Source organism: Saxibacter everestensis (assembly GCF_025787225.1).
Lineage (GTDB): Bacteria > Actinomycetota > Actinomycetes > Actinomycetales > Brevibacteriaceae > Saxibacter > Saxibacter everestensis.
Map to the genome: position 1 here is coordinate 2,278,868 of NZ_CP090958.1, position 26,986 is coordinate 2,305,853.

25 protein-coding genes are annotated in these 26,986 nt (G+C 64.3%); 14 read left to right on the plus strand and 11 right to left on the minus strand.

The window, feature by feature from the left end; translation table 11 throughout:
* Nucleotides 1-50: 50 nt before the first annotated feature.
* Both LWF01_RS10980 and LWF01_RS10985 read left to right on the plus strand, forming a co-directional pair.
* Nucleotides 51-689 (plus strand): carbonic anhydrase, encoded by a 639-nt coding sequence (locus LWF01_RS10980; RefSeq protein ID WP_432761952.1) that lies wholly within the window; start codon nucleotides 51-53, stop codon nucleotides 687-689.
* A complete protein-coding gene (locus tag LWF01_RS10985; RefSeq protein ID WP_349637435.1) occupies nucleotides 686-2,125 on the plus strand; it encodes a class II fumarate hydratase in 1,440 nt (479 codons plus the stop codon). Before LWF01_RS10980 ends, LWF01_RS10985 begins: the two co-directional genes overlap by 4 nt.
* 82 nt (nucleotides 2,126-2,207) lie before the next feature.
* Here the strand turns inward: LWF01_RS10985 and phoH2 are convergent, their stop codons facing one another.
* Together phoH2 and LWF01_RS10995 are read right to left on the minus strand one after the other, a co-directional pair.
* Complete coding sequence (gene phoH2 / locus LWF01_RS10990; protein WP_349640898.1) at nucleotides 2,208-3,443, minus strand: RNA 5'-3' helicase PhoH2; 1,236 nt, start codon at nucleotides 3,441-3,443, stop codon at nucleotides 2,208-2,210.
* 367 nt (nucleotides 3,444-3,810) lie between these two features.
* Nucleotides 3,811-4,587, minus strand: a complete 777-nt coding sequence (locus LWF01_RS10995) for an isoprenyl transferase (protein WP_349637436.1) — start codon at nucleotides 4,585-4,587, stop codon at nucleotides 3,811-3,813.
* Between the two features lie 184 nt (nucleotides 4,588-4,771).
* Here LWF01_RS10995 and trhA point away from each other — a divergent pair, with 184 nt between their 5' ends.
* Nucleotides 4,772-5,533, plus strand: a complete 762-nt coding sequence (trhA, locus tag LWF01_RS11000; protein WP_349637437.1) for a PAQR family membrane homeostasis protein TrhA — start codon at nucleotides 4,772-4,774, stop codon at nucleotides 5,531-5,533.
* A 24-nt stretch (nucleotides 5,534-5,557) separates the two neighbouring features.
* On the opposite strand, the gene LWF01_RS11005 is transcribed toward trhA, so the two are convergent.
* Both LWF01_RS11005 and mca read right to left on the minus strand, forming a co-directional pair.
* On the minus strand, nucleotides 5,558-5,923 hold the full coding sequence (locus LWF01_RS11005; protein ID WP_349637438.1) for a hypothetical protein: 366 nt from the start codon (nucleotides 5,921-5,923) through the stop codon (nucleotides 5,558-5,560).
* 3 nt (nucleotides 5,924-5,926) lie between these two features.
* The gene (gene mca, locus LWF01_RS11010; protein ID WP_349637439.1) at nucleotides 5,927-6,835 is read right to left on the minus strand and encodes a mycothiol conjugate amidase Mca; all 909 of its coding nucleotides are present in this window, start codon (nucleotides 6,833-6,835) and stop codon (nucleotides 5,927-5,929) included.
* A gap of 163 nt (nucleotides 6,836-6,998) precedes the next feature.
* On the opposite strand from mca, the gene LWF01_RS11015 reads away from it, so the two are divergent.
* Together LWF01_RS11015 and greA are read left to right on the plus strand one after the other, a co-directional pair.
* Entirely contained in the window at nucleotides 6,999-7,415 is a 417-nt protein-coding gene (locus LWF01_RS11015) for a DUF4307 domain-containing protein (RefSeq protein ID WP_349637440.1), read from the plus strand.
* A gap of 111 nt (nucleotides 7,416-7,526) precedes the next feature.
* Nucleotides 7,527-8,018 (plus strand): transcription elongation factor GreA, encoded by a 492-nt coding sequence (gene greA, locus LWF01_RS11020; protein WP_349637441.1) that lies wholly within the window; start codon nucleotides 7,527-7,529, stop codon nucleotides 8,016-8,018.
* A 129-nt stretch (nucleotides 8,019-8,147) separates the two neighbouring features.
* Here the strand turns inward: greA and ilvA are convergent, their stop codons facing one another.
* Together ilvA and LWF01_RS11030 are read right to left on the minus strand one after the other, a co-directional pair.
* The gene (ilvA, locus tag LWF01_RS11025) at nucleotides 8,148-9,413 is read right to left on the minus strand and encodes a threonine ammonia-lyase (protein WP_349637442.1); all 1,266 of its coding nucleotides are present in this window, start codon (nucleotides 9,411-9,413) and stop codon (nucleotides 8,148-8,150) included.
* On the minus strand, nucleotides 9,410-10,747 hold the full coding sequence (locus LWF01_RS11030) for an AI-2E family transporter (RefSeq protein WP_349637443.1): 1,338 nt from the start codon (nucleotides 10,745-10,747) through the stop codon (nucleotides 9,410-9,412). Before LWF01_RS11030 ends, ilvA begins: the two co-directional genes overlap by 4 nt.
* Before the next feature lie 119 nt (nucleotides 10,748-10,866).
* Here LWF01_RS11030 and LWF01_RS11035 point away from each other — a divergent pair, with 119 nt between their 5' ends.
* Nucleotides 10,867-11,898 carry an SGNH/GDSL hydrolase family protein gene (locus tag LWF01_RS11035; RefSeq protein ID WP_349637444.1) on the plus strand — a complete coding sequence of 344 codons (1,032 nt, stop codon included), beginning with the start codon at nucleotides 10,867-10,869 and terminating at the stop codon, nucleotides 11,896-11,898.
* 5 nt (nucleotides 11,899-11,903) lie between these two features.
* A complete protein-coding gene (locus LWF01_RS11040; RefSeq protein ID WP_349637445.1) occupies nucleotides 11,904-12,548 on the plus strand; it encodes a Maf family protein in 645 nt (214 codons plus the stop codon).
* Here the strand turns inward: LWF01_RS11040 and LWF01_RS11045 are convergent.
* Together LWF01_RS11045 and LWF01_RS11050 are read right to left on the minus strand one after the other, a co-directional pair.
* Complete coding sequence (locus tag LWF01_RS11045; RefSeq protein ID WP_349637446.1) at nucleotides 12,530-13,795, minus strand: molybdopterin molybdotransferase MoeA; 1,266 nt, start codon at nucleotides 13,793-13,795, stop codon at nucleotides 12,530-12,532. The genes LWF01_RS11040 and LWF01_RS11045 overlap by 19 nt on opposite strands.
* Complete coding sequence (locus tag LWF01_RS11050; protein ID WP_349637447.1) at nucleotides 13,792-16,110, minus strand: FdhF/YdeP family oxidoreductase; 2,319 nt, start codon at nucleotides 16,108-16,110, stop codon at nucleotides 13,792-13,794. Before LWF01_RS11050 ends, LWF01_RS11045 begins: the two co-directional genes overlap by 4 nt.
* 233 nt (nucleotides 16,111-16,343) lie before the next feature.
* Between LWF01_RS11050 and LWF01_RS11055 the strand changes: the two genes are divergently transcribed.
* The 4 genes from LWF01_RS11055 to LWF01_RS11070 all read left to right on the plus strand — a co-directional run bounded on the left by LWF01_RS11055 (nucleotide 16,344) and on the right by LWF01_RS11070 (nucleotide 20,836).
* The gene (locus LWF01_RS11055; RefSeq protein WP_349637448.1) at nucleotides 16,344-17,285 is read left to right on the plus strand and encodes a L,D-transpeptidase family protein; all 942 of its coding nucleotides are present in this window, start codon (nucleotides 16,344-16,346) and stop codon (nucleotides 17,283-17,285) included.
* Between the two features lie 77 nt (nucleotides 17,286-17,362).
* Complete coding sequence (gene fdhD, locus LWF01_RS11060) at nucleotides 17,363-18,259, plus strand: formate dehydrogenase accessory sulfurtransferase FdhD (RefSeq protein ID WP_349637449.1); 897 nt, start codon at nucleotides 17,363-17,365, stop codon at nucleotides 18,257-18,259.
* Nucleotides 18,260-18,428: 169 nt separating this feature from the next.
* Nucleotides 18,429-20,213, plus strand: coding sequence for an acetyl/propionyl/methylcrotonyl-CoA carboxylase subunit alpha (locus LWF01_RS11065; protein WP_349640899.1), 1,785 nt, complete (start codon nucleotides 18,429-18,431; stop codon nucleotides 20,211-20,213).
* A 98-nt stretch (nucleotides 20,214-20,311) separates the two neighbouring features.
* The gene (locus tag LWF01_RS11070) at nucleotides 20,312-20,836 is read left to right on the plus strand and encodes a DUF4345 domain-containing protein (protein ID WP_349637450.1); all 525 of its coding nucleotides are present in this window, start codon (nucleotides 20,312-20,314) and stop codon (nucleotides 20,834-20,836) included.
* Between the two features lie 43 nt (nucleotides 20,837-20,879).
* Here LWF01_RS11070 and LWF01_RS11075 read toward each other — a convergent pair whose 3' ends face one another.
* The gene (locus LWF01_RS11075; RefSeq protein ID WP_349637451.1) at nucleotides 20,880-22,328 is read right to left on the minus strand and encodes an NAD(P)H-quinone dehydrogenase; all 1,449 of its coding nucleotides are present in this window, start codon (nucleotides 22,326-22,328) and stop codon (nucleotides 20,880-20,882) included.
* A gap of 115 nt (nucleotides 22,329-22,443) precedes the next feature.
* Between LWF01_RS11075 and LWF01_RS11080 the strand changes: the two genes are divergently transcribed.
* Complete coding sequence (locus LWF01_RS11080; RefSeq protein ID WP_349637452.1) at nucleotides 22,444-23,265, plus strand: purine-nucleoside phosphorylase; 822 nt, start codon at nucleotides 22,444-22,446, stop codon at nucleotides 23,263-23,265.
* A 23-nt stretch (nucleotides 23,266-23,288) separates the two neighbouring features.
* Here the strand turns inward: LWF01_RS11080 and LWF01_RS11085 are convergent, their stop codons facing one another.
* Entirely contained in the window at nucleotides 23,289-23,843 is a 555-nt protein-coding gene (locus tag LWF01_RS11085; protein WP_349640900.1) for a gamma carbonic anhydrase family protein, read from the minus strand.
* A 58-nt stretch (nucleotides 23,844-23,901) separates the two neighbouring features.
* On the opposite strand from LWF01_RS11085, the gene LWF01_RS11090 reads away from it, so the two are divergent.
* On the plus strand, nucleotides 23,902-25,605 hold the full coding sequence (locus LWF01_RS11090) for a phospho-sugar mutase (RefSeq protein WP_349637453.1): 1,704 nt from the start codon (nucleotides 23,902-23,904) through the stop codon (nucleotides 25,603-25,605).
* Between the two features lie 26 nt (nucleotides 25,606-25,631).
* Here the strand turns inward: LWF01_RS11090 and deoC are convergent, their stop codons facing one another.
* Nucleotides 25,632-26,285 (minus strand): deoxyribose-phosphate aldolase, encoded by a 654-nt coding sequence (gene deoC / locus LWF01_RS11095; RefSeq protein WP_349637454.1) that lies wholly within the window; start codon nucleotides 26,283-26,285, stop codon nucleotides 25,632-25,634.
* 80 nt (nucleotides 26,286-26,365) lie between these two features.
* On the opposite strand from deoC, the gene LWF01_RS11100 reads away from it, so the two are divergent.
* Nucleotides 26,366-26,986: a uridine kinase family protein gene (locus LWF01_RS11100; RefSeq protein ID WP_349637455.1), complete on the plus strand. Its 621-nt coding sequence runs from the start codon at nucleotides 26,366-26,368 to the stop codon at nucleotides 26,984-26,986.

The window sequence follows — 26,986 nt, forward strand, 5'->3', positions numbered from 1 at the left end:
TCATAGAAGCCATCCAATCGCGTCCCACTCCGGCTGAGGCCTGGCAACTATTGCGCGAGGGCAACGATCGATTCGTCGCGGACGCCCCCGCTCATCCAAACCAGGGCGCGGAACGCCGTCAATCGCTAAAGGGGCAGCAAGCACCATTCGCCACGCTCTTCGGCTGTTCGGACTCGCGGGTCGCCGCCGAGCTGATCTTCGACGTCGGACTCGGCGACATGTTCGTGGTTCGCACCGCAGGTCAGGTCACCGATTCCGCAGTTCTCGGCACGCTCGAGTACGGCACCTCGGTCCTGAAGACTCCGCTCCTGGTCGTGCTCGGGCACGACAGGTGCGGGGCGATCACTGCGACTCGCGACTCGTTCGAAACCGGCAGTTCACCCGGCGGTTTCATTACCGACGTGGTGGCGCGGCTGACGCCGAGCCTGATCCAGGCACGCAACTCCGGCGTGACGGACATCAACGGAATCGTGGCCGAACATGTTCATACCACCGCGCACATGCTCCCCGAACGTTCCGGCATCATCAGGGCCGCAGTCGACAGCGGAGACCTCGTGATCGCGGGTGTCACCTATTCCCTCGACATCGGCAAGGCACACCTTGTCGCCACCCTGGGCGACATCGGCGTGGACCCGGAACCACGCCGGCAAACTAGCACATCACCAACAGAAAGCGTTCAGAAACGATGACCGAGCAGTCAGTCTCAGCAACCGGTGAGCAGGAATACCGCATCGAACACGACACGATGGGCGAGGTTCGGGTCCCCGCACAGGCGCTGTACAGCGCACAGACCCAGCGGGCCGTTGAGAACTTCCCGATCTCCGGCACTGTGCTTGAACGCTCCCACATCGAAGCGCTCGCCCGGGTAAAGAAGGCGGCAGCGAAGGCCAACCAGGAGCTGGGAATCCTGGACCCGGAACGTGCCGGCGCGATTGTCGAAGCCGCTGACGCCGTGATCAGCGGCGAGTACGACGGCCACTTCCCGATCGACGTTTTCCAGACCGGCTCGGGCACGTCATCGAACATGAACACCAACGAGGTGCTCGCCACCCTGGCAAGCCGCGCACTGACCGACAGCGGATCTGCCACCGAGGTTCATCCCAACGACCACGTCAACGCCTCGCAGTCCTCCAACGACGTCTTTCCCACCTCGGTTCACGTCGCGGCGTCAGGCGCGCTGATCAACGACCTGATTCCGGCTCTGGACTACCTCGCCAGCTCGCTCGAACGCAAGAGTGAAGAATTCTCCTCGGTGGTGAAGTCCGGCCGCACCCATCTGATGGACGCCACCCCCGTAACGCTGGGTCAGGAGTTCGGCGGCTATGCGGCTCAGGTCCGCTACGGCATCGAGCGGATCAATGCAGCCCTCCCCCGGGTCGCGGAGGTGCCGCTCGGCGGGACCGCGGTCGGCACTGGCATCAACACTCCGAAGGGCTTCCCGGAACGAGTAATCGAGCTGTTGGCGGAAGACTCCGGCCTGCCACTGACCGAGGCACGCAACCACTTCGAGGCGCAGGCAAACCGCGACGGACTGATCGAGGCATCGGCCCAGCTGCGCAATATCGCCATCTCGCTGATGAAGATCAATAACGACATCCGATGGATGGGGTCCGGGCCGAACACCGGGCTGGGCGAACTTCAGATCCCGGACCTGCAGCCAGGCTCATCCATCATGCCGGGCAAGGTCAACCCGGTCATCTGCGAAGCCGTGATTCAGGTCTGCGCACAGGTGATCGGAAACGACACAGCCGTGGCCTGGTCCGGAACCAACGGCGCCTTCGAACTGAACGTAGGTATCCCGGTGATGGCCGCAAATCTGCTCAGTTCGATCAGATTGCTGACCAATTCCTCCCGGGTGATGGCCGACAAGATGGTGGACGGGCTGGCTGCCAATGAGGAACGCGCCCGCTTCCTCGCCGAGGCATCGCCGTCGATCGTCACTCCGTTGAATCGGGTCATCGGGTACGAAGCCGCAGCGAAGATTGCCAAGCATGCCGTCGCCAACAAGAAGACGGTGCGCGAGGCAGTCATCGAACTCGGCTACGTCGAGCGCGGCGAAGTCACCGAGGAACAGCTGGATAAGGCTCTCGACGTGCTCTCCATGACCAAACCTCCGCAGGCTTAGCCCTTCCTGGCTCTGCAGCCCGGCCCGGCGCTACTCCCCTGTTTGAGGAGTAGCGCCGGGCCTGTTGCATGCGGGGCCGAGGCTACAACTCCACCTCTTCGAGCATTGAGGTCACCAGCGCGGCTACCGGTGATCGTTCCGACCGGGTGAGTGTGACGTGGGCAAACAATGGATGTCCCTTGAGCTTCTCGATCACCGCCGCAATCCCGTCGTGCCGGCCTACCCGCAAGTTGTCGCGCTGGGCGACATCGTGCGTTAGCACCACCTTCGAGTTCTGCCCGATCCGCGACAGCACCGTCAGCAAGACATTGCGTTCAAGCGACTGCGCCTCATCGACAATCACGAAGGCATCATGCAGCGACCGTCCCCGAATGTGCGTCAGTGGAAGCACCTCCAGCAGGTCGCGGTGCATAACCTCCTCGATGACCTCAGGGCTGACCAGCGCGCCCAGGGTGTCGAACACCGCCTGCGCCCACGGGTTCATCTTCTCGCCCTCGCTGCCCGGCAGGTAGCCGAGATCCTGGCCGCCGACAGCGTAGAGCGGCCGGAACACCATCACCTTCTTGTGAGTCCGCCGCTCCAGGACAGATTCCAGGCCGGCCAGCAGGGCCAGCGCAGACTTCCCCGTTCCGGCTCGCCCTCCCATCGACACGATTCCGACCTCGGGATCGGTCAGCAGGTCGATCGCAACTCGCTGTTCGGCGGAACGGCCGTGCACTCCGAAGACTTCCCGATCCCCGCGGACCAGCCGAACCATTTTGTCCGTCCCTACCCTGCCGAGCGCCGATCCTCGGGATGACAGCAGGACGAGACCCGTGTTCACCGGGTTCTCCGCAGCGAGAGCGGACTCGAAGTGCCCGCTGTCCCAAAGCCGGGACATCTCATCATCGGTAACGTCGAGCTCGGCCATGCCGGTGAAGCCTGAATCCACGGCGAGCTCGGCGAGATATTCCTCAGCCGGTATGCCGAGCGCGGATGCCTTGATTCGCAGCGGTAGGTCCTTCGACACGACCACGATGTCCGCGCCTTCGTCCCGCAGGTTTTTTGCAACCGACAAAATCCGGGTGTCGTTGTCGCCGAGCCGGAAGCCCGCCGGCAGCGTTCTGTGGTCGGTGTGATTCAGTTCGACCCGCAGGGTGCCGCCGGTTTCACCGATCGGAATCGGCGCATCGAGGCGACCGAAATCGGACCTGAACTCATCCAGAAGTTGCAACGCCCGCCGGGCGAAAAAACCCAACTCGGCGTGGCCGCGTTTCGCTTCCAGTTCGGTGATCACGACGATCGGAATTACTACCTCGTTGTCATCGAATCGGAGCATGGCCCGTGGATCCGATAACAGAACCGATGTGTCCAGCAGATAGGTGCGGGGTGCTGCGCTGACCTTATTAGCCACAGTGACTCCTCGTGCCGGACTGATGCCCGGCTAACGCTCACGAATCGTTTGCCGGGACGAAGCCTCGTCGAGGCCGGTCCGGCCCCTTCGACTGAGCACCGTGGTGCGCAATAGACTGCCTCCCGTATCGGCGGCGGATTTACTGCCGATACCGGCAATCTAGCCCGGTCCGGCCAGGCATCAGGTGAGGCGTTGAGGGCGTGTCGGATTTCGGTCAGGTTAACGTTTGGCGTCGGCGAAAATCGCCATTCGGTTCAGAAACCGAAACCATCCGGCTCAGATGCCGAAACGTTCAGACACCGAACCGACGTTCGCGCACGACAAAGGACCTCACCGCGCGCAGGAAGTCCACCCGCCGGAATGCTGGCCAGAACGCCTCGCAGAAGTAGAACTCGCTGTACGCGCTCTGCCACATCAGAAAGCCGGACAGCCGTTGCTCGCCCGATGTCCGGATGATCAGGTCCGGATCAGGCTGGCCCTTGGTGTACAGGTGCTCGCCGATCTGCTCAGGCGTCACGGACTCGGCGATCGCCTCGATACTATGCCCCTGCGCGGCCTTCTCAAGGAGCAGCGAGCGCATCGCATCGGTAATTTCCTGGCGGCCGCCATAACCGATCGCGACGTTGACGTGCAGACCGCTGAACTCCCGGGTCTCTTCCTCATAACGACGCAGGGTTTCCTGCAGCTCTTCCGGCACACTGTCCAGGACTCCAACCGGATGGACGCGCCATTTTCCTTCCGCCGCAATAGTGCCAACCATCTCCGAGATGATCTCGCTGAGCCCCTGCAACTCGGCAGCCGACCGCTTCAGGTTTTCCGTCGACAGCATGTAAAGGGTAACCACTTCGATTCCGAGCTCATCGCACCAGCCGAGGAACTCGATGATCTTGTTGGCACCCATTTTGTGGCCGTGCCGGGTCGTCGTTCCGGACAGCTTCGCCCAGCGCCGATTGCCATCGGTGATGATTGCGACATGGGCAGGCATTGCCGCCTTGCTATTGGCGCCCTTCGTCAGCTCAGCCAGCAGCCGCCGCTCATAGATGCCATAGAGCCAGCGCTGAATGTTCACGAATGGCGACCCTCCTGCTGTTCACAACTCGCAGCATAGAAACCTGTCAGTGTAGATGGATCTACACGGTACAAAATACGTTACCCGCCACCGTCCGGCGGTGCGTGAGTACCCGCCCGGGGATGCCGGGGTCGTAAGTTAGGATTGCTTCATCGAAGGCAACGGCCGGAATAACGTAAGTCAGGTGGGTAACTCGCAGCAGCACAACGTTTCTGGCGTCGGAAATCGAGCCGGCGATTCCTCGAGTCATAAGGAAGACGATCGATCGATCGGCGACGAAATCGAGGCCGTTGCCCAGACGATGAAACCAAAGCTTCGCGGCTGGTTCCACGCCGGGACATTCCCATTCGCAATGGCCGCGGGACTGACCCTGGTTGCGCTCGCACCGACGATTCCCGCCAGATTCGCCTGCGCCGTTTTCGCGCTCACCTCAATGCTGCTCTTCGGCACCTCGGCCGCGTACCATCGCGGCGACTGGTCGACCCGGGTCAGGACCTGGCTCCGGCGTTGGGACCACTCGAACATCTTCCTGATCATCGCCGGAACCTACACTCCGCTCGCGGTGATGTTGCTGCCGCAGCCGCAGATGCGGATCCTGCTGTTCGTGATCTGGATATCTGCTGCCGCCGGAATCGTCTTCCGCATCTTCTGGGTCGGCGCCCCCCGCTGGCTGTATGTTCCGATCTACGTAGGGATGGGAATCGCCGGCATTGGCTACATGGGCGACTTCTTCCGCGCATCAGTCCCGGTGGGCATCCTGATACTGGCGGGCGGGGTCTGCTACATCGCCGGCGCCGTGATCTATGGCATCAAGCGCCCCGATCCGCTGCCAAAATATTTTGGCTTCCATGAGATCTTCCATGCGCTGACCGTCGCCGCCTTCCTGACCCACTACGCCGGCATTCTGGTAGCGGCCGTCACCACCAACCCAGGGATCCACCTCTAGGCGAAATCCGCCATCGTCGCTTAGCTATTCGTCCTGCCGCTCGGTAGTGCCCGGCTCCGGCCGAGTCTTCTTCTCGGCGCCCGGCTCCTCCGCGCCCGGCTCCGGCTGAGCCTTCTTCTCGGTGCCCGGCTCCTCGGCCTTCGCGCGCCGAGCCTCCTCGGCCTCCGCGCGCCCAGCCTCCTCTGCCTCGCCGCGAGCCTTTACCCGGCGAATCCGCTTGGTCATTCCACGGGCAAGCAAGATTACGACCACCGCGAGCGCGAACATCGTGAGGAAGCCGGGCAATCCGGGTGAGACCTGGTCATCATCCGGAACAGTTGATGTCGGCGATGGGCTGGGAGTCGCGGCTTGGGCAAGCCAGCTTGCGGCCAAATAGATTTCTGCCTGCATTTCTTACGCTTCTCCCCGTCCGGATGGTGTTTCCGGTTCAATTCCGTCGAACAGATCGTCCTCCACGTAGTCGATGGTCGAATCGATCGGCGGCCTGGAAGTGAAGTCGAGCGCCAGCTCAAAATCTTCTGTCGGCCACAAGTCGGCCTGCAGGTCCCGGCTGACCCGGAAGAACGACCCGTTCGGATCGATCTGGGTCTGATGCGCCAGCAGCGCCTTTTCGCGAGCTTCGAAGAAGTCCGCGCAGGGCACTGCCGTGGTGATCGACCGCCTACCACTTCCGTCGGCGTCCAGCCGGGACCGCATGTGTTCGATCATTTCCGCCAGCGGCGACTCCATCCCGCGATCCAACAGCCCCTTGTGAATCGCCGTCCAGCGGTCGATGTGGAAGTCCTGGTTGTAATAGACCTTGAGCGGCTGCCAGGCAGGCCCGAAACCAGGATGGCTTTCGGAATGGGGTGCGGCCTCGAGCGCCGCCATCGTGATCTTGTGCGTCATGATGTGATCCGGATGCGGGTATCCGCCGTTCTCGTCGTACGTCGTGACGACGTGCGGACGGAACTCGCGGATCAGCTGGACCAGGGGTGCCGCGGCAACGTGCACCGGAACCCGGGCAAAGCAGCCCGGCGGCAATTCCGGCAACGGGTCGCCCTCGGGAAGGCCGGAATCGACGTGCCCCAGCCAAACCTGCTGCACGCCGAGAATCGCGGCGGCACGTGCCATCTCGGTGCGCCGAAGTCCCGCCATGTCGCGCTGAGCCTTCGGGATGCCGCGCATGCCCGGATTCAGGATGTCGCCAGCCTCTCCGCCGGTGCAGGTAACAACCAGAACCTCAACCCCGCGACTGGCGTACATTGCCATCGTCGCGGCCCCCTTGCTGGACTCATCATCCGGGTGCGCGTGAACTGCCATCAGACGCAGGCCGCGTAGATCCCTGGATCTCACTTCGCTTGGTCCCTCTCCTCAGTAGCCGCCGGTATGCGCCTTTTAGCTCATGGCCCTACCGGCAAGTATCCTTAGCCTATCCGCGCATAACGCACGAGATTCTATTGTCGCCTGTCCCAGGGAGTAGTTCGTGAGCACCCCACGTCCGGACGCGCTCGACTCGCGGTATGGGCGCACACCGAAGCCGCCGAAAGGCAGGAAGCGCCTGATCGCGGCCGCAGCTGCCCTCTTACTCGCCGTAGGCGCGGTTGGCTGGGTTGCTTTCGGCAAGGAGGCGACGGAGCCAACCAGCAAGGACATCAGCTTCGAGCTGACGGACGCTTCGGAGACTAAGGTCTCGTTCTCCGTGCTGCCGGACAAACAACGTGAAGTGCGCTGCTCGATCCAGGCGCTCAATGAACAGTACGCAATCGTCGGCTACGCAGAAGTGACGATTCAGCCGGACCCGTCCGTAACGACCTCAAGACCCCGGGTGATCGACGTCGACGTACGCACCCAGCAGCTGGCCGTCTCGGGGGGCGTCGAGAAGTGCCGGTTCGTCGACTGAGCGTAAATCCTCTTGGGCTAATCGAATTTCCTTGCTATGGTTCTAAATTCAGACATACACCCCGGGCACTTGAACGTACGCCCGGGGTTCTCATTTGCATTAGGAGAACCCATGACCGAGACACCGACGGACGATGTCACCTGGTTGACCCAGGAGGCCTACGACCGCTTGCAGTCCGAACTGGAGCAGCTCTCGGGTGAGGGTCGCACTGAAATCGCCCACAAGATCGAGGCTGCCCGCGAAGAGGGCGACCTGAAGGAAAACGGCGGCTACCACGCTGCGCGTGAGGAACAGGGCCAGCAGGAAGCTCGAATCCGCCAGCTCGAACACCTGCTGCGCAATGCCAAGGTCGGCGACGCATCGTCGAACACCGATGTTGTTTCCCCCGGCCTGATCGTGCATGCGAAGGTCGCGGGCAACGACATGCGATTCCTTTTGGGCAACCGCGAAATCGCCGGCCAGGACGACCTCGACGTCTTCAGCGAGAAGTCGCCGCTTGGCGCGGCAGTGAATGGCCAGAAGGTCGGGGCCAAGACGAGCTATGAAACGCCGTCCGGCAAGGAGATCGCCGTCAAGGTGCTAAAGATCGAGCAGCTCAGCTAGCACTGACGTTTACCCGAATGATCGGCGGGCAGGAGTCACCAGGACTCCCGCCCGCCGATTCTCGTATCGGCCGACGGTTCCCGGACAGGCTTGGATGCCGGCAGTCCCGGCCTGGCAGCAGTTCCGTTGCTACCGGTTCGGCTGATCGGCATCGATAACCGTTGCCATGTAGCCGGCGCGGCGCAGTTTTGCCAGCACCTCGGTGCGATGCGTGGCTCCCCGGGTCTCAAGCTGCAGGTCGATCTCGACCTCATCGAGGGTCAGCGAGCGACCGGTGCGCACATGACCGATTTCAAGCACGTTGGCGTCGCTCTTGGCCAGTATGTCCAGGAGTTTGACCAGGTTGCCGGGTTGGTCCGGCACCCGCACCTGCAGATTCATGTACCGCCCCGCCGCAGAGAGCCCGTGCCGAAGCACCCGAAGCAACAGCAGCGGATCGATGTTCCCGCCGGACAGGACTGCGACGGTGTGCGCCGATGGTGCGGCCCCCGCTACCCGGTCTGGTTGCTCGATCAGCGCCGCGACGCTTACCGCTCCCGCCGGCTCCACGACCAGTTTGGCCCGCTCCTGCAGCAACAGCATCGCCCGGGAGATTGATTCCTCTTCGACAGTGATCACGTCGTCGACCAGCTCCTTGACGATGGAGAAGGGCACGGCCCCAGGGGTGCCCACCGCGATACCATCGGCCATTGTCGCGCCGCCGGAGATCTGCATTGGCCGGCCGGCGGCGAGCGAGGCGGGGTACGCGGCCGCATGCTTGGCCTGGACTCCCACGACGCGAATCTCTCGCCCCTGAGCGGCTGCCCGGGCCTTCGCCACCAGCGCGATGCCTGCGAGAAGTCCGCCACCGCCGACACCGACAACAATCGTGTCGGCATCCGGCGCCTGCTCAAAGATCTCCAGCCCCACCGTGCCCTGACCTGCGATGATGTCCTCGTGGTCGAACGGGTGGATGAAGACCCCGCCGTGTGTGCCGGCGTACTCGATGGCCGCGGCGAGGCTGTCGTCAACGGAGCGCCCGCTGAGCACGACCTTGGCTCCGTAACCCTGGGTGGCTGCCACCTTCGGGAGCGCGGCGCCGGATGGCATGAAAATCGTCGCTTCGATACCCATCAGTTGCGAGGCGAGCGCCACGCCCTGCGCATGGTTACCTGCCGATGCCGCCACGACGCCCTGGGCACGCTCGGCCGCGCTCAGCTTACTGATCCGGTGATACGCACCCCGGATCTTGAACGAACCGGAGCGTTGCAGGTTTTCACACTTCAGGCTGACCTGTCCGAGCACGTCCGACGTCAGCGCGCGTGAGGACTCGAGTGGCGTCACTGCGGCCACACCGCGCAGATTCAGCGCCGCGTGCTCAACGTCGCCGGCGGTGAGATCGCGGGTCTGACTCACCTCGCCCGGCCCGGGGCCGGACGAGGGTCGTCACCCATCGAGTTGTCGCTGGTCTCGATTTCTCCGGCTGTCGGCGGCGTCGTCGAAGGCTCGGGATCGACGTCACGCGTCTTCTTGTCCTGCGCCAGCGGGTCTCTACCCGCGAGGTACAGGATCGACGTATTCAGCACGGCCACCAGTGGAACCGCGAACAGAGCGCCCGGGATGCCTGCGATGAAGCTGCCTGCCGCGACAGCGAGCACAACGGCCAGCGGATGCACGGACACTGCCTTGCCCATGATGAATGGCTGCAGGAAGTTGCTCTCCAGCTGCTGCACGAGCAAGACCACGGCAAGCATCAGCAGGGCCGTGACCCAGCCCTTGGCGACCAGGGCGACAAGAACTGCGACCGCACCCGTGGCCACCGCACCGACAATAGGAATGAAGGATCCGAGGAACACCAGCACGCCGATCGGGAACGCCAGTGGGATACCCAGCGCGAACGCGCCGATCGTGATGCCGATGGCGTCTGCGCCGGCGACCATGATCTGCACCCGGACGTACTGCACGAGGGTCTGCCAACCGCGAGTCGAAGCACCCTGCGCCTTGGACCGGGCGCGGGCCGGAAGGAGACCGATCAGCCAGCCGAAGATCCGCCGTCCATCCAAAAGGAAGAAGAACGTCGTGAAGAGGGCGAGCAGGAACCCTGCGGCGAAATTACCGGCGGTCGACGTGGCCGCGAGCGCTCCGCCAAGTATTGAACTGGAGTTCTTCTGCACGGCGTCTGTTGCCTGGGTGACGGCGCGGTCAAGCAACTGTGGAATCTGGGAGCCATCGATGCCGAACGGGCCGGTTTCCAACCAGGCATAGATGGTCTGGTACCCCTGAACCGCCTGATCGCGCAGGTCTGCGAATCCGACCACCAGCTGCTGACCGACCAGGGTCAACAGTCCCGCGACTATAACGATCGCACCGAGAAAAGTGACGACTGTGGCCAGTGCGCGCTTGACTCCCTTGTTCTCCAGCCAGTTAGTCAGCGGGGTGAGCAAGGCCGAGAGCAGCAAAGCGATGAGCAACGGGATCACGATGATCGTTATGAAGCTCAAGCCGTAGACAAGAAGGGCTATTGCGGCAACGACGATCAGGAAGCGCCACGACCAGGCCGCCGAGAGCCGGAAAGCGAACGGCACGTACGGCGTATAGCCTTCCGTGCCGGTGGCCTCGTCCAGCGTCGTTTCCGCGCCATGGTCCGCGGTCTGGCCGTCCCCTTCGGCGCTTCTGCTCTTCAGGTTCTGCCAGGAGGTGCGCACCCGGGCGAGCGCTGTGGGACGATCTTGCTCATCTAGTTCGGACATAGGCCCAGCATATCGGCGCGGATAGCGAGGCAAATTGCCACGCCACCCGGGCGACCGCAGCCCTAAGATGTAGAACAGACGTCCACGGCCAGAAACGTACAGCAACATAAGGGGTGCCGATGTCGACCGCCGCCAAGCGGACAACCAGAGTGCTCGTAACCACGGGGTCCACTTTGTTGGCGCTGCTTGGCGCCATGGCCGGCCTGCTCAGTGTGCAGGCCCGGCGGGCTCGCACCAGCATTGGGCTGAACCTTCCGCTGTCGGATCCCCGGGCAGAGGGCCGGTTCGGCGGCAACGATGGAGAGCCGTTGCAACTCGCCATGCTCGGTGATTCCCTTGCCGTCGGGATCGGCGCCGACTCTCCCGCGCAAACCGCTGCGGCAATTCTGGCCCGGGGCCTCGCGGTCGCGTCGGGTAAGCCGGTGGAACTGAACAATGTCGCCCTCCCAGGAGGCGAGTCCGAGTCGCTTTCCGGTCAGGTTCAACAGTTGCTGCACGATGTCCCGAAGTCCGACGCCGCAGCGGAGATAGCAGGGCAAGCCGATCCCCGCGTTGCTGTGATCATCGTGGGCGCGAACGACGTGACGCGTCTGAATCGGGTGGCCGATGCAGTGAAGTCGTTGACCCTGGCGGTACGAACCCTGAGAGCTGCCGGCTGGGAAGTCGTCGTGGCGACCTGTCCGGACCTCGGCACCATTCGACCGCTGCGTCATCCGCTGCGCTTCTTCGCTCGCAGGTCATCCCGGCTGCTCGCCGCCGCGCAAACCATCGCCGTGATCAGGGCGCAGGGCCGCACGGTCTCGTTAGCCGACACCCTCGGCAAAGCGTTCTCCACCCGGCCGAAAGCAATGTTCGCCACCGACATGTTCCATCCGTCCTCACGTGGATACAGCCGGGCGGCCGCCGTTCTGCTTCCGGCGGTCTGTGAGGCCGCTGGATATTGGGGCCGGGAAGCCAGGGAAACCATCGAGCTCGGCGGAGCGCCCGTGACCCCGAAGCGCCAGGTCGAAAAAAGCCGGTCGCTGACCCGCGCCGCGTTCCGCGCTGTCTCCCGCCCCGGTGCCGAGGTGACGACCGAGCCCGGCTACGGGTCGCTGACCGGGCAGCGGGCGGTGATAAAGCACCGCGGCAGGAGCCGGGCCGTAAAGTAAGGTCCATGCCCTCGCTGATCCTCGCCTCCGCATCGCCGTCCCGACTGAGCACACTGCGCAGCGCCGGAATCGACCCCACTGTCATCGTCTCCGACATCGACGAGGAGGCCGTGGTCGACAGGTATCAGGTCACTGCTGGCGACCAGGTCTCCCTGCTACTTGCCCGGGTCAAGGCGGAGGCAGTCGCCGACGCCATCGACAGCTCGGACTACGCGGCCGACACCTATTTGCTCGGCTGTGACTCCGTTCTCGACATCGACGGCGTGAGCTACGGCAAGCCGCTGACCCGGGAGCGGGCCAGGGAACAATGGATGGTGATGCGGGGCAGGTCGGCCACACTCTTTTCCGGTCACTGGCTGATCAACATGTCAACGGGCGCAAGCGTCGGCGCCAGCTCAGCGACGACAATTCATCTCGCCGATATCGCCGATGACGAGGTTGAAGCGTACCTGGAAACGGATGAGCCGCTGCACGTCGCTGGCGCGTTGACCATCGATGGGTTCGGCGGGGCGTACGTCAGCGGAATCGAAGGTGACCATCACGGCGTGATCGGGCTCAGCCTGCCACTCTTGCGGCAGCTGTTCGGCCGCCTCGGTGTCCGGTGGCACACCCTGTGGAACGTCCGTCCGGATCAGGGCAGCGGCAGGTAGCCCGGCTCACCGGTCGGCGGCACGATGAGCAGCGCCTCTGCCTCGGCGAGCCCGCGCAGCTGGGCGGACCCCCGCCAGGGCAGGATGTCGAGCCGCGCGATCCCCAGCGCCGATGGCTCAGCCGGGCCCGCAGTCTGTTCGGTGGGCGTCGACCAACGGGCCGGATACAGCCGGGTGACTGCACCCGGTTTCGGCACGCTTCCATGCCGAGCCACCGCACGGATTGCGGGCAGCGAAGCCCGCAAGGCACCGGCAATCAGCGGCTGCACAATCGTCACCATCGCCGAAATGGCGGCGAACGGATTGCCTGGTAACAGCGCAACCATCCGGCCATCAGGCAAAATCGCCAGACCCTGCGGCCGTCCCGGCCTGATCTGCACGTTGTCAATCACCATCTCGGCACCGAGATCCGCGAGAACGTCGCGCATGTAATCCCTGGGACCCGCCGAGGCCATTCCGGTGCTGAGGATGATCGCTGCGCTATCCGCGGCCAGCAAGGCATCCTGCGCGGCGTCCCGGGAATCCGGCACCAGGCACGCTGTGCCGATGCCGGCGCCCATTGCCGGAAGCAGGCTCCGCAATGTCGGCGTCAGGGCGTCCCGGATCTTCGATGCCGACGGAACCCCGGAATCCTGGAGCTCATCGCCCGTGGCGAGCAGGGCGATCCGGGGCGGTCGCGCCACCTGAAGCTCGTCGAGACCGGCTGCGGCGGCGGCTCCGCGCAGGCTGGAAGTCAGCAGCTGGCCGGACACGCCGATCCGCTCGGCCAACCGGGTTTCCTCACCGCTTCGGCGGATATTGTCACCGTCGGGCGGCTTCGGCGCCCCCATAGCCCCGAGGGTGAGGCCAGGGTCGGGCCCGGCCTGCCGCCAGGCTTGCCGGGATTCAACATCCTCCCAGCGGACCACCGCCTCGGTTCCATTCGGAATGACGCTGCCGGTGCCGACCCGGATGGCCGTCCCGGGCTCGAGGCTGACCGGGTTTGCTTCACCTGGCAATGCCTCGCCTGCGAAGCGCCACGGCGGCGGCCCAGCAACGGCATAGCCGTCCATTGCCGAGCAGTCCGCGACCGGCACATCGTTGCGGGCATGAATATCCGCGGCAAGAAACTGCGGTATCCCCTGGGCGGGCGGCACCGTACCGAAGTCGGAGCGGACCGACACGACGTCAACCGAACAGGTCAGCGACTGCCCGCAGGAATACGCCAGCAACCTCGCCTGCTGGAAATCCGGTGCCCCATCGGTCATCTGTTGCTGGTTTTCTCCAGCCGGATCACGACCGACTTCGACGTAGGCGTTCCGCTGATGTCGGCGACCGAATCCAGCGGCACGAGCACGTTGGTCTCGGGGTAGTACGCTGCGGCGCAGCCCCGCGGCGTCGAATAAGCCACGGCCCGGAACTTCTCGGCGCGACGCGCCAGGCCGTCGCTGAACTCCGACACCAGGTCGACGGTTTCGCCGTCGCCGATTCCCAGTTCGGCCAGATCGTCCGGGTTGACCATCACTACCCGCCGGGCAGCCTTGATTCCGCGGTAACGGTCGTCAGTGCCATAGATCGTGGTGTTGAACTGGTCGTGCGAGCGGATTGTCTGCAAGAGCAACCGGCCCGCTGGCAGCTTCGGATAATACAACTCATTAACCGTGAAGTTGGCCTTCCCGGTTGCCGTGGGAAAGCGCCGGCCGTCACGCGGCCCATGTGGCAGGACGAATCCGCCGGGACGGGCGATCTTCTCCTCGAACCGTTCGAAGCCCGGGACTACCCGCTCGATGTGCTTGCGGATCTGTGTGTAGTCGGCCTCGCAGGCCGCCCAGTCGAGTTGCGGCGCGTCGGCGCGTCCGTCGAATAGCCTCGCGGCCAGCCGGCTGACTATCGACACCTCCGACAACAGCTCTTCACTTGGCGGCTTCAGGCGTCCGCGCGAGGCGTGCACGGCGCTCATCGAGTCCTCCACAGTCACCCGCTGCTCGCCGGTCGCCTGAGTGTCCTTGTCGGTTCGGCCGAGCGTTGGCAGGATGAGCGCGCGACGACCGGTGATCAGGTGCGATTTGTTCAGCTTGGTGGACACCTGCACCGTCATCGTCGTGCTCCGCAGCGCCGCTTCGGTCACCTCGGAGTCCGGGGTGGCCCGGACGAAGTTTCCGCCCATCGCCATGAAGAACTTCACCGTGCCGTCACGCATTGCCCGGATGGCGTTGACAGTGTCGTAGCCATGCCCACGCGGGGAATGGAATCCGAACTCGGCGTCCAGTGTGTCGTGGAAGCTGGCCGGCATCCGTTCGAAGATTCCCATCGTGCGGTCGCCCTGCACGTTCGAGTGTCCCCGCACCGGGCACAGCCCGGCACCGGGCTTGCCGATGTTGCCCTGCAGCAGCAGTACGTTCACGATCTCGCGCAGGGTCGGCACCGAGTTCTTGTGCTGGGTCAGGCCCATCGCCCAGCACACGATGGTGGACTTCGACGCCTGCAGCCGACGGCCGGTGGCCGCGATCTGCTGGCGGGTCAGCCCGGTGGCAGAGACTATCTCATCCCAGTCGGCGTTCCTGAGCTCCGCGAGATAGTCATCGAGCCCGTGCGTGTGGGCATCGATGAACTGAGTGTCGAAAACGCCTTCTTCCCCGGCCGCTACCGCATCGTCGTTGGCTTCGAGCAGGAACTTCCCCAATCCGAGGAAGAGTGCCTGGTCGCCGCCAAGCTTGATTTGCAGGAAGTCGTCGGCAATGGCCGTGCCGTTGCCAATGATGCCTCGCGGCGTCTGTGGATTCTCGAACCTGATCAGTCCCGCCTCGGGAAGCGGGTTGATTGCGACGATGGTCGCGCCATGCTTCTTTGCGTTCTCCAGCGCGGTCAGCATCCGCGGATGATTCGTGCCCGGGTTCTGGCCTGCGATCAGGATCAACTCGGCATGTTTCAGATCTTCGAGACTGACTGACCCTTTGCCGATGCCGATCGTCTCGGTCAGCGCTGAGCCGGACGATTCGTGGCACATGTTCGAGCAGTCCGGCAGGTTGTTCGTGCCGAAGCCGCGCACCAGCAACTGGTACAGGAAGGCGGCCTCGTTGGATGTTCGCCCCGATGTGTAAAAGACAGCTTCGTCCGGGCTGGCCAGGCTTTTCAGCTCCTCCGCCACGATGTCGAACGCTTCATCCCAGCCGACCGGACGGTAGTGCGTTCCACCCGCTTCGAGCAGCATCGGCTCGGTCAGCCTGCCCTGCTGGCCCAGCCAGTAGTCGTCGTGCGACAGCAATTCGGCGACCGAGTGCCGGGCGAAGAACTCCGGGGTCACCTTCCGTACCGTGGCCTCTTCGGCAACGGCCTTCGCGCCGTTCTCGCAGAACTCCGCCACGTGCCGCTTGTCAGCCTCCGGCCACGCGCAACCAGGGCAATCAAAGCCATCCTTCTGGTTGACCCGCAGCAGGGTCTCGGCGCTGCGCTTGGCACCCATCTGCTTGAGCGAAATCTTCAGAGCATGATAAATCGCTGGTATCCCGACGGCGGTACGTTTCGGAGCCTCAACCGTTAGGTTCGCTTCGTCGATATCGTGCTCAGGAGGGCCGGACGTCATCGTTCTCACCTGTTCGTGGCAGCGAGGAATTCTATTACCTTCTTCGAAGGTACCCGCATTTGGAAAAACGTCCAGTCGGTCGAATCCGGCCGCCGGGGATAGAAATGTGTCGATTAGCTAACTATTGCCATGCCGGCCCGCGCGGCCCGTTGCTGCGCTCCGTGGTGCCTGCTGAGGTGTACACAGATCCGCACGCCCCGTCTGTAGTCTGCTTCGCCCTGCGAAGAGAGCGAGTGATCCTTGTGAAACGCACCTCCCTGGTCTCTGCCGCAGCGCTGTCCGCCGTTGCCCTCCTGCTGACCGGTTGCATGGCATCCGGTCCCGATCCCGAAGCCGCCGGGTCGTCGACGCCGGATGACACCTCGGCGCCAACGACTCAGGCAGCTTCCCCTGAACAGACCCCGTCTGATTCTGCTCCGCCAACGTCGCCGGAACCGGATGACTCGGCAACGCAGAAGCCGAAGGACGCCGACGACGATTCCGATGCCAGAAAGGACGATGCCAAAAAAGACGAGCAGCAGAAGAAGAAGCAGGACGCCGAAAAAGACGAAAAGCAGAAGGCGGACGCCAAGAAGGCGATGCTGCGTCCCGGAGACAAGGGCAAGAAGGTGGCGCAGCTGCAGAAAGACCTGCTCGCCGCCGGGTACTGGGTCAGCGACACCGACGGAACATTTGGCGCCACAACCCAGCAAGCTGTTTACGCGCTGCAGAAAACGGCCGGACTCGGCCGCGACGGAGTCGTGGGGCCGAAGGTGAAGAAGGCGCTGGAGAAGGGCACACGGCCGAAGGCCAAAAGCTCGTCGGGACATGTCGTCGAAGTCGATATCGACCGGCAACTCGTGCTCATCGTCGATGATGGCAAGGTCAGCCATATTCTCAACACGTCCACGGGCTCGGGCCGGACGTACAAGAACTCAGCCGGAGGCACATCGGTCGCCGTCACGCCGCGAGGCAAGTTCACCATTTCCAGGCAGATCGACGGCCCACGGCAGAGCAAACTGGGCTACCTGTGGCGACCCAAGTACTTCAATGGCGGCATCGCCCTGCATGGCGAGTACAACAACGTTCCGCCGTATGCCGCCTCCCACGGCTGTGTCCGGCTCACAGACGCGGCAATGAACTGGGTCTGGAAGAAAGATCTGGCCCCGATCGGCACCACCGTCCTGGTGTACTAGTGCTCGCGCCGGCTGACGGCAGGTGGGTACGCTGATTGCGTATGCATTCGATAACCGGACGTTAGAAGGAACCTCAGATGGGCCGGGTAACCCAGCGGCACCGGATCACCCGTTACCGCACAGCGGAAGCGACGATTCGTCAGCGCGAGGACGTCCTCGCCGTGGAGGAGCCTCTTGAGCTGAGAGTCAACGGCACGGCGTTCACAGTGACTATGCGCACGCCCGGCGAGGACTTCGATCTAGCGGCCGGCTTTCTGGTTTCCGAGGGCGCGATCTGGGCGAAAGAGCAGCTCGCAGCACTCCGGTACTGCGCCGGCGTCGACGAGAACGGCCGACAGACCTTCAACGTGATCGATGCCGAGCTCTCCCCCGGCGTGGTGCTTCCCGACACCACGATGGAACGACACGTCTACACCTCCAGCGCCTGTGGGATCTGCGGCAGCGCGTCCATTGATGCGGTCAGCAAGTCGGCGCATTTCCGGATAGCCAGCCCCGAGGAAGCACCAGATCCGGCCGGCGCACTGCTGCCCGAGCTGATCAGCTCCCTGCCCGGCAAGTTGCGCGCCAGCCAGCAGGTTTTCGACCGCACCGGCGGCGTGCATGCGGCTGGTCTCTTCAGCTACTCCGGCGAACTACTGTGTCTTCGTGAAGACGTTGGCCGGCATAACGCGGTGGACAAGGTCACCGGCTGGGCGCTGCGGGAGGACCGGCTGCCGCTGGACCGGACGATCCTCCAGGTATCCGGCCGAGCATCGTTCGAACTCGTGCAGAAGGCGCAGCTGGCCGGAATTCCGGTGCTCGCCGCGGTGTCTGCGCCGTCCTCACTCGCAGCAGATCTGGCCCGAACAAGCGGAATCACCCTGATCGGTTTCTCCCGCGACACTGGCTTCAATATCTACGCGCACCCGGACCGGATCGACCTCAGCCCTGGTGCACGAGACCGGACCGCGACAGTCCAGTCGGCCGGAACCTGATCGAAGCGCACAGCACACGCCCGCGGCCATCCGACGCGATTTGTCTGAGATCTCTCGTGTTGTGGTCGACTTTCTCCCTGATTGCCACAGTTGGCGGCAAGTCATGGTTAGGCTCTCTCACGGACAATAAACCTCAAGGAGAAGCTCGATGACCCAAGATTTCCCCTCGATGCCGGCGGCATCGGCTCCCGGTTCCGCGCAATTCCCGTTCGGGACGGTGCTCGTCGCCAACCGCGGCGAAATCGCGGTGCGGATCATCCGCGCGGCGCGCGACTCGGGTCTGAAGACTGTAGCCATCTACAGTGACGGCGATCGCAACGCGCTGCACGCCCGGCTCGCCGACTCCGCCTACGCGCTGGATGGGGAATCCGCGGCACAGACCTATCTCGACATGGAGAAGATCCTCAATATAGCCCGCCGGTCCGGCGCCGACGCCGTGCATCCGGGCTACGGATTCCTCGCTGAGAACTCGGCATTCGCCGCCGCGGTCATTGATGCCGGACTCACCTGGATCGGCCCCTCCCCCGATGCCATCGATACTCTCGGCGACAAGGTGAGCGCGCGGCACCTCGCCGAAAAGGTCGGAGCTCCCCTGGTTCCCGGAACCAAAGACCCGGTCAGCAACGCCGACGAAGTTCTGGCGTTCGCGGATCAGCATGGTCTTCCGGTCGCGATCAAGGCTGCCTACGGCGGCGGCGGACGCGGCCTGAAAGTCGCCAGGGAACGCTCCGAAATCCCCGAACTCTTCGCTTCGGCCGTCCGGGAAGCGACAGCCGCTTTTGGCCGCGGAGACTGCTTCGTTGAGCGATTTCTCGACGGGCCACGCCACGTCGAAACGCAATGCCTCGCCGATGTGCACGGCACTGTGGTCGTGGTGTCCACCCGCGACTGCTCGCTGCAACGCCGGAATCAAAAGCTGGTCGAAGAAGCACCGGCACCGTTCCTCACCGACGAACAGTCCGCCGAACTCTACCGATCATCGAAGGCAATTCTCGCCGAGGCAGGGTACGTCGGCGCGGGAACCTGTGAGTTCCTGATCGGCCGCGATGGCGTGATCTCTTTCCTCGAGGTCAACACCCGGCTGCAGGTCGAGCACCCGGTCAGCGAAGAAGTCACCGGCATCGATCTGGTGCGTGAGCAGTTCCGGCTCGCGGCCGGCGAGGCACTCGGTTACCACGACCCGGTTCCGGTGGGACACTCCATCGAGTTCCGGATCAACGGCGAGGACGCGGGACGCAACTTCCTGCCCGCCCCGGGCACCGTGACGCATCACCGGCCGGCGGCGGGTCCCGGCGTCCGGGTTGACTCCGGCATCGTCGAAGGCGACCTGATCAGCGGCAACTTCGATTCCCTGCTGGCCAAGCTGATCGTGACCGGAGCCAGCCGCGAGCAGGCGTTGCAGCGCGCGGCCAGGGCTCTGGCAGAGTACGAGGTCGAGGGCGTTCCGACTGTCATCCCCTTCCACAAGGCTGTCGTGCGTGACCCGGCGTTCATCGGTGACGGCAAAGGTTTCTCCGTACACACTCGCTGGATCGAGACCGATTTCGACAATCAGATTCCGCCGACCTCGCCGTCGGGTGAGCTTCCGGTGGAAGAAGCGGATCGTGAGCAGGTCGTCGTCGAGGTCGACGGACGTCGGCTCGAGGTAGTGCTGCCGAGCGGCATCGGTGCCGGCCGGAAGACCAAACCGGGAAAGCGCCGCACCCACAAGCACTCTGCCGCCCAGGGTGTCGACCCCTCGGTCGACGCCGTCACCGCCCCGATGCAAGGCACCATCGTGAAGGTCGCCGTCGAAGAAGGTGCGGCCGTCGCTTCCGGTGACCTCGTCGTCGTACTCGAGGCAATGAAGATGGAGCAGCCGCTGTTAGCGCACAAGGACGGCGTGGTGAGCGGTCTGTCGGTCAAGGTGGGCCAAACAGTCACAGCAGGAACGCAACTGCTCGAAATCGACTAGTCCCCCGGCGTGGAGTTGCGCCGCCGCAGCCCGGCTCCACTAGTACAGTGAAATCAGCACCACGTTGACATTCGTTCTGCGTAAGAAGGCAGGGTCTGATGAGCACACCGCCCGAGCAGCCGGAAGTTCCCGGTCCTGCCGAGGACCACACGACCACCACCAAGCCCACCCGGCTCACGCCGCGACGGGACTGGCTTGTGCTGCGAATCGTCATCGCCCTGGTCGGCCTGAGCCTGGTTTCGCTGGGCGTGTGGGGCGCCATCTCGGGGACTGCCGGACTCCCCGGTGCGCAGACGGCAGGCATCGGCACGCCTGCGAACCCAACCCTTGAGAGCCAGTTTGCCTACCTGTCGGCTCTGCTGGCCGGCCTGGGCTTCGCGTTCCTGTGGGTGTCGTACGCACTGGACCGCGCCGGCGTCGGGCTGGCAGCGCTATGCGGGATCATCTTCCTCGGTGGTCTGGCCCGGGTGATCGCCTGGGCAACGGCAGGCACGCCGCACCTGAGCACCGTCGCCCTGATGATCAGCGAACTCGTGGTGCCGCCGGTGCTGGTGCTCTGGCACGGCTCGATCAGGCGGACTCAGAAACTCAAGGCCTCGTTCCTGCGCGAAGCCGGACAGTAGAAGCCGGCCAATAACGGACAATAACGGCCAAGCCGAGAGCTGGCTATGCGTGTTTGTGCAGCTTTCGCGCGGCCTCGGTCAGTGAGCCGGTCAGTGAAGGATAGACAGCGAACGACAAGGCAAGCTGGTCAACTGTCAGCCGGTGTTCCAGCGCGAGCGCGATCGGGAAGATCAGTTCGCTGGCCTTCGGGCCGACCACCACCCCGCCGATCACAGTGCCGGAGCCGGTGCGGCAGAACACCTTGACGAAGCCGTCCTTGATGCCCTGCATCTTCGCCCGGGCGTTTGTGGCCAGTGGCAGCTTGACCGTGACGCCCTGCACCGCATCGTCCTCGATGTCCTGTTCGGTCCAGCCGACCGTGGCGATCTCCGGGTTGGTGAACACGTTGGACGACACATTGCGCAGCTTCAGCGGTGAGACCGCATCGCCGAGCGCGTGCCACATCGCGATTCTTCCCTGCATGGCAGCCACAGACGCGAGCGGAAGCACGCCCGTGCAGTCTCCTGCTGCGTACACTCCCGCGACCGACGTCCGGGAGACGCCGTCCACCTCGATGTGACCCGACTCGGAGAGCCGGACACCCATCTCTTCGAGCCCGAGATCCTTCGTGTTCGGGATCGAACCGACCGCCATCAGGCAGTGCGAGCCGTCGACGATCCTGCCGTCGGCGAGCGTTACCCGGACGCCGTCATCCGTGCGTTCGACCGTGCTGGCGCGTGACTTCGACAGCACAGTCATGCCGCGGGAGCGCAATACGTTTTCCAGCACCTCGGCAGCGTCTTTGTCCTCGCCCGGAAGCACCCGGTCCCGGCTGGAGATAAGCGTGACATCCGAGCCGAGCGCATGGTAAGCCGAGGCGAATTCAGCGCCGGTGACGCCGGAACCGACCACGATGAGTTTCTCCGGCAGAGTTTCCAGCTCATACAGCTGGGTCCAGGTGAAAATCCGCTCACCATCGGGAAGAGCGGTGTCGAGCTCACGAGGATGTGCTCCGACCGAAACCAGGACGGTGTCCGCCTCGACGGTCTGCCTGCTGCCGTCCTCCGACTCAACCTCCACGGCATTCGGCCCGGTCAGCCGGCCGTGGCCCTTCAACAGCCGCACACCGGCCTTGACAAGCCCGCTGCGGATGTCGGCGGACTGCGCCCTGGCCAGATTCTTGACCCGTCGATTCACGGCACCCAGATCCACGGTCACCGCGGTGTTCGTCCGTTCTGCGTTCAGGTCGTCGGCGACATCTCCGCCGACGGATCCCGAAAACCGAAGCCCGAGCTCCGTCGATTCTGCGACGTTGACCATCAGCTCCGCGGTGGCAATCAGCGTCTTCGATGGAACTACATCCGTCAGCACAGCGGAGCCGCCACAGTCGTTGCGCTCGACGAGAGTCACCTTCGCCCCGAGCTGGGCGGCGACCAGGGCCGCCTCATAGCCTCCGGGGCCTCCTCCGACTATCACGATGCGGGTTCCGGACGGATCAAGTACGTTGTTCACATCAACATTGTTTCCTACCGAAGGCCCTGTTGGCGACCGCGGCGGGATTTGGGCCGCCACTGCCGTACACCGCCCATCCGAATTCAGTCGTGCCGCGGACGCTAGGGTTACTTCTGTGACTGATCTGAATTCGGCTGAAACCGACCCATTTGCCCTCGCCGACCAGGCTGCCGCCGTGATCGCCGATCGTTCCGGAGTTGCCCGGCACGATATCGCGCTGGTACTCGGCTCCGGCTGGTCCACCGCCGCCGATCTCCTGGGCGAAACCCTCGCAGAAATTCCAAGCACTGAGCTGCCTGGCTTTTCCGCGCCGAGTGTCGTCGGCCACGTCGGCACGATTCGATCAGTTCGGATCAACGAAACAGGCAAGCACGCGCTGGTCCTCGGTGCCCGCACCCATTTCTACGAGAACAAGGGCGTGCGGGCGGTCGTGCACCCGATCCGCACTGCGGCAGCCGCGGGTGCCGGAACGCTCGTGCTGACGAATGGCTGCGGTGGCCTGAATCCGGACTGGGCACCGGGCACCCCGGTGCTGATCGAGGACCATATCAACCTGACCAGCGCCTCACCGCTGGAAGGAGCGACGTTCGTCGATCTCACGGATCTGTATTCGGCCCGGCTGCGCGACCTGGCTCATGCAGTCGACGATTCCCTGGCCGAAGGCGTCTACGTGCAGTTCCGCGGCCCGCACTACGAGACTCCGGCGGAGGTCCGGTTCGCCGAACGGATCGGCGGCGATCTGGTCGGCATGTCCACGGCGCTCGAGGCCATTGCGGCACGGCACGCCGGAATGGAAATTCTCGGCATCTCCCTGGTCACCAACCTCGCAGCCGGCATCAGCCCGGTCCCGCTCAGCCACCAGGAGGTTATCGAGGCCGGTCAGGCAGCGGCGCCACGACTCGGCGCGCTTCTCGCGGAGATAGCCCGAAAGCTGTAATCCGGGCAGAGGCTACGCCTCCGTCACCTGGTCACCGGACGGACATGATCCCGGTGCAATGCGCTGATTTCCTGATAGGTCACCGCATTCTGCACGACACGTTCGCGGTCTTCTTCGGTCAGCTCACGCCGTACCTTCGCCGGAACACCGGCGACCAGGGAGTTCGGCGGGATCACAGTGCCCTCCAGCACCACGGCCCCTGCGGCGATCAGCGACCCGCTGCCGACATGTGAGCCGTTCAGCAGCGTTGCGCTCATCCCGACCAGCACATCGTCTTCCACCGTGCAGCCATGCAGCAACGCACGGTGCCCAACCGAAACCCGGTCCCCGATAGTGGCCGGAAAACCAGGATCCGCGTGCATCACGGTGCCGTCCTGCAGGTTCGTGCCTTCGCCGATCGTAATCGGGGCGCGGTCGGCTCGGATCACGACGCCATAGAAGACGCTAGATCCCGCGCCGACCTTGACGTCACCTATCAGGGTGGCGCCCGGAGCGACCCAGGCGGTCTCGTCTATCACCGGCGCGGTGCCGTTTACGCTGAAAAGGGATGCGGATAAATTCTCAGGCGTGCTGTTCATAGCGATCAGGGAAACACAGATTTCGCACAACGGTCTACCCTCGTCGTAGGTTTGGTCCATGACAACTCTTCCCCCCGACATTGCCGATGCCGCCAAAGCCTGGCTGACGGAAGACCCTGACCAGAAGAACGTCTCGGAACTCGGCACGCTGATCGATCGTGCCGAGGCGGGAGACCTGGTTGCCGGCGCTGAAATCCAGGACAGGTTCGGTCAGTCCCTGGCTTTCGGCACCGCCGGTCTGCGCGGCGCCATGTCGGCAGGCCCGAACCGGATGAACCGGGTCGTGGTTGCTCGTGCGGCCGCGGGCCTCAGCGCCTATCTGCTTGAGTGCGCCGCCGGCAGCTACCGTCCCCGAGTTGTCATCGGTTACGACGCCCGGCACAACTCCGCGCGGTTCGCGCACGACAGCGCCGCAATCATGACCGCAGCCGGGATCGAGGTGCTGATGCTTTCGCAGGCCCGGCCGACGCCTGTGCTCGCCTTCGCCGTGCAGCGCCTTGAAGCGGAGGCCGGAGTAATGGTCACGGCCAGCCACAATCCGGCGATTGACAACGGGTACAAGGTCTACCTCGGCGGCCGGATGGTAGCCGCCCATGAGCGGGGCGCACAGATCGTAGAGCCGCATGACCGGCGTATTGCGGAAAAGATCGCCCAGGTCGGCCGGTATTCCTCGATCCGCCGGGCGGACGGTTGGACGACTCTTGCGCCTACCCGGATCGAGGGCTATCTCAGTCAGGCGGTTCGGCGGGCCCTGCCCGGCGGATCGCGGGATCTGTCGATTGTGTACACGCCCATGCATGGAGTGGGAAAAGAGGTCGCGCTGGCCGCGCTCCAGCGCGCCGGTTTCCACGACGTTCATGTTGTCGCAGAGCAGGCCGATCCCGATCCGGAATTTCCAACCGTGCCGTTCCCGAACCCGGAAGAGCCGGGAGCGCTGGATCTCGCCATCCAGGCGGCCGTCGAACGGCACGCGGACATCATCATTGCAAACGACCCGGACGCGGATCGCTGCGCCGTGGCTGTGCCGACCCACGACGGCGAGTTCCGCCAGCTCAGCGGCGACGAGGTCGGCTCGCTGCTTGGCTGGTACATTGCCCGCGGCATGAGCGACGAGGACAAGCGGGCGGGCGTCTTTGCGAACTCGATCGTCTCCTCTCGCCAGCTGGCCGCAATTGCTGCGGCCGCGGACATCAGTCACCGGGAGACCCTTACCGGGTTCAAATGGATTTCGCGGGTGAAGAATCTCGTTTTCGGCTATGAGGAAGCGCTCGGGTACTGCGTCGACCCCGAAAGCGTCCGGGACAAGGACGGCATCTCGACAGCGGTGCTGATCGCCGATCTGGCCGCCGAACTGGACAACGAGGGCCTCGCCCTGCTCGATGTGCTCGATGAGCTCGCCGCCCAGCATGGCGTGCACCTCACCCAGCCGGTGACAATCCGGGTGGAGGACCTGAGTCGGATCCACGAGCTGCTGCGCAAGGTTGCCGCCGAACCGCCGGCAGAGCTGGCGGGCAGCCCGGTCACCGAGATCATCGACCTCGCGGCGGGCAGCACCGATCTCCCGCCGACGCCGGGCTTCCGCTACCTGACCGAAGACAATAGCCGGGTGATCATCCGGCCATCCGGAACCGAACCCAAACTCAAGTGCTACCTCGAAGTAGTCGAGCAGCTCAGCGGAGACCGGTTAGCGGAGGCACGCGCAACAGCCGCCAAACGCTTGCGGCTCCTGGTCAACGATGTCGAGGAAATGCTCGGCGTCTGACCTACCGTCCCGGGCAGCCAGCTGAGCTACCGCCCCAGTCCGTCGAGAACGGCCCGGGACCCCGAGAGGCCGAGCCGGGTCGCACCCGCCCGGAGCATCGCCTCGGCAGCCTCGGTGGTGCGGATACCGCCGCTTGCCTTGACGCCGAGGCGAGAGCCCACGGTCTTCGCCATCAGCGCCACGGCGTGCTCGCTCGCCCCGCCTGCCGGGTGGAATCCGGTGGAGGTTTTGACGAAGTCCGCGCCGGCGCTCATCGCAGCCTGGCAGACGGCGACAATCGTGTCGTCGTCGAGCGCGGCGGACTCGATGATCACCTTGAGCAGCGCGGGTGCCGGGGTGGCAGCACGGACCGCTGCAATGTCCGCCTCGACCCCTGAGATATCCCCGGCGAGCGCCGAACCGATGTCGATCACCATGTCGATTTCATCCGCGCCCTGCTCGATGGCCAGCGCGGCTTCGGCGGCCTTGATCGCGGAATGATGCTTACCTGAGGGGAACCCGACCACGGTCGCCACCACGACTCCCTCGGCGGTCACTGGCAACATGGAGGGTGAGACGCAGATGGCCAGCACGCCGAGGTCGATTGCCTCGGCAATCAGCAGGTCGACATCGGCGCGGGTGGCCTCGGGTTTCAGCAGGGTATGGTCGATCAGACCAGCGACTTCGGCGTAGGTAGGCATGGCCACATCATTTCACGCCCCGGCAGCTCCTCAGGGCACAGCCTGGCCGGGAACCGAAACTCAGCTGCTAACATCCCAAGGTGCCCTCCCCCGACTCCAGACCTTCCCGCCGGATCGTCCTGCTCACCGGCCCAAGTGGCGTCGGAAAGACCTCGCTGACCAGACGGCTCGGCCTGCCGGTTGTGGCCCTGGACGATTTCTACCGCGACCATGACGATCCGGGGCTGCCCCGCCGCTTCGGCATCGTCGACTGGGACTCGGCCGGGAGCTGGAACGCCGACGCAGCGGCAGCGAGTCTTCGGCAACTCTGCAACGATGGCAAGGCAGATATCCCGGTGTATGACATCCCGACTTCACGCCGGACCGGCATCGTCCATGTCGACGTCGGTGCCGCAAGGACGATTATCGCCGAAGGCCTGTTCGCCGACGAGGTGATCAGCCGGCTGTCTGATTCGGATTGCGTCGCCGCAGCGATCTGCCTCGCCCGGCCCCGGATCAAGACCTTCACCTTTCGTCTGCTGCGTGACCTCTCGGAATCCAGGAAGTCGTTGACCACCCTGATCCGGCGAGGCTGGGCGCTGATGCGCACCGAACCGCAGATCGTTGCCCGCTATCAGAGCGCCGGCTTCATCAGCCAGACTCCGCAGCAGGCGTATGCGACGATCCGCGCCCTTGATGCCGCGGCGAAAGCCAGTAACTGA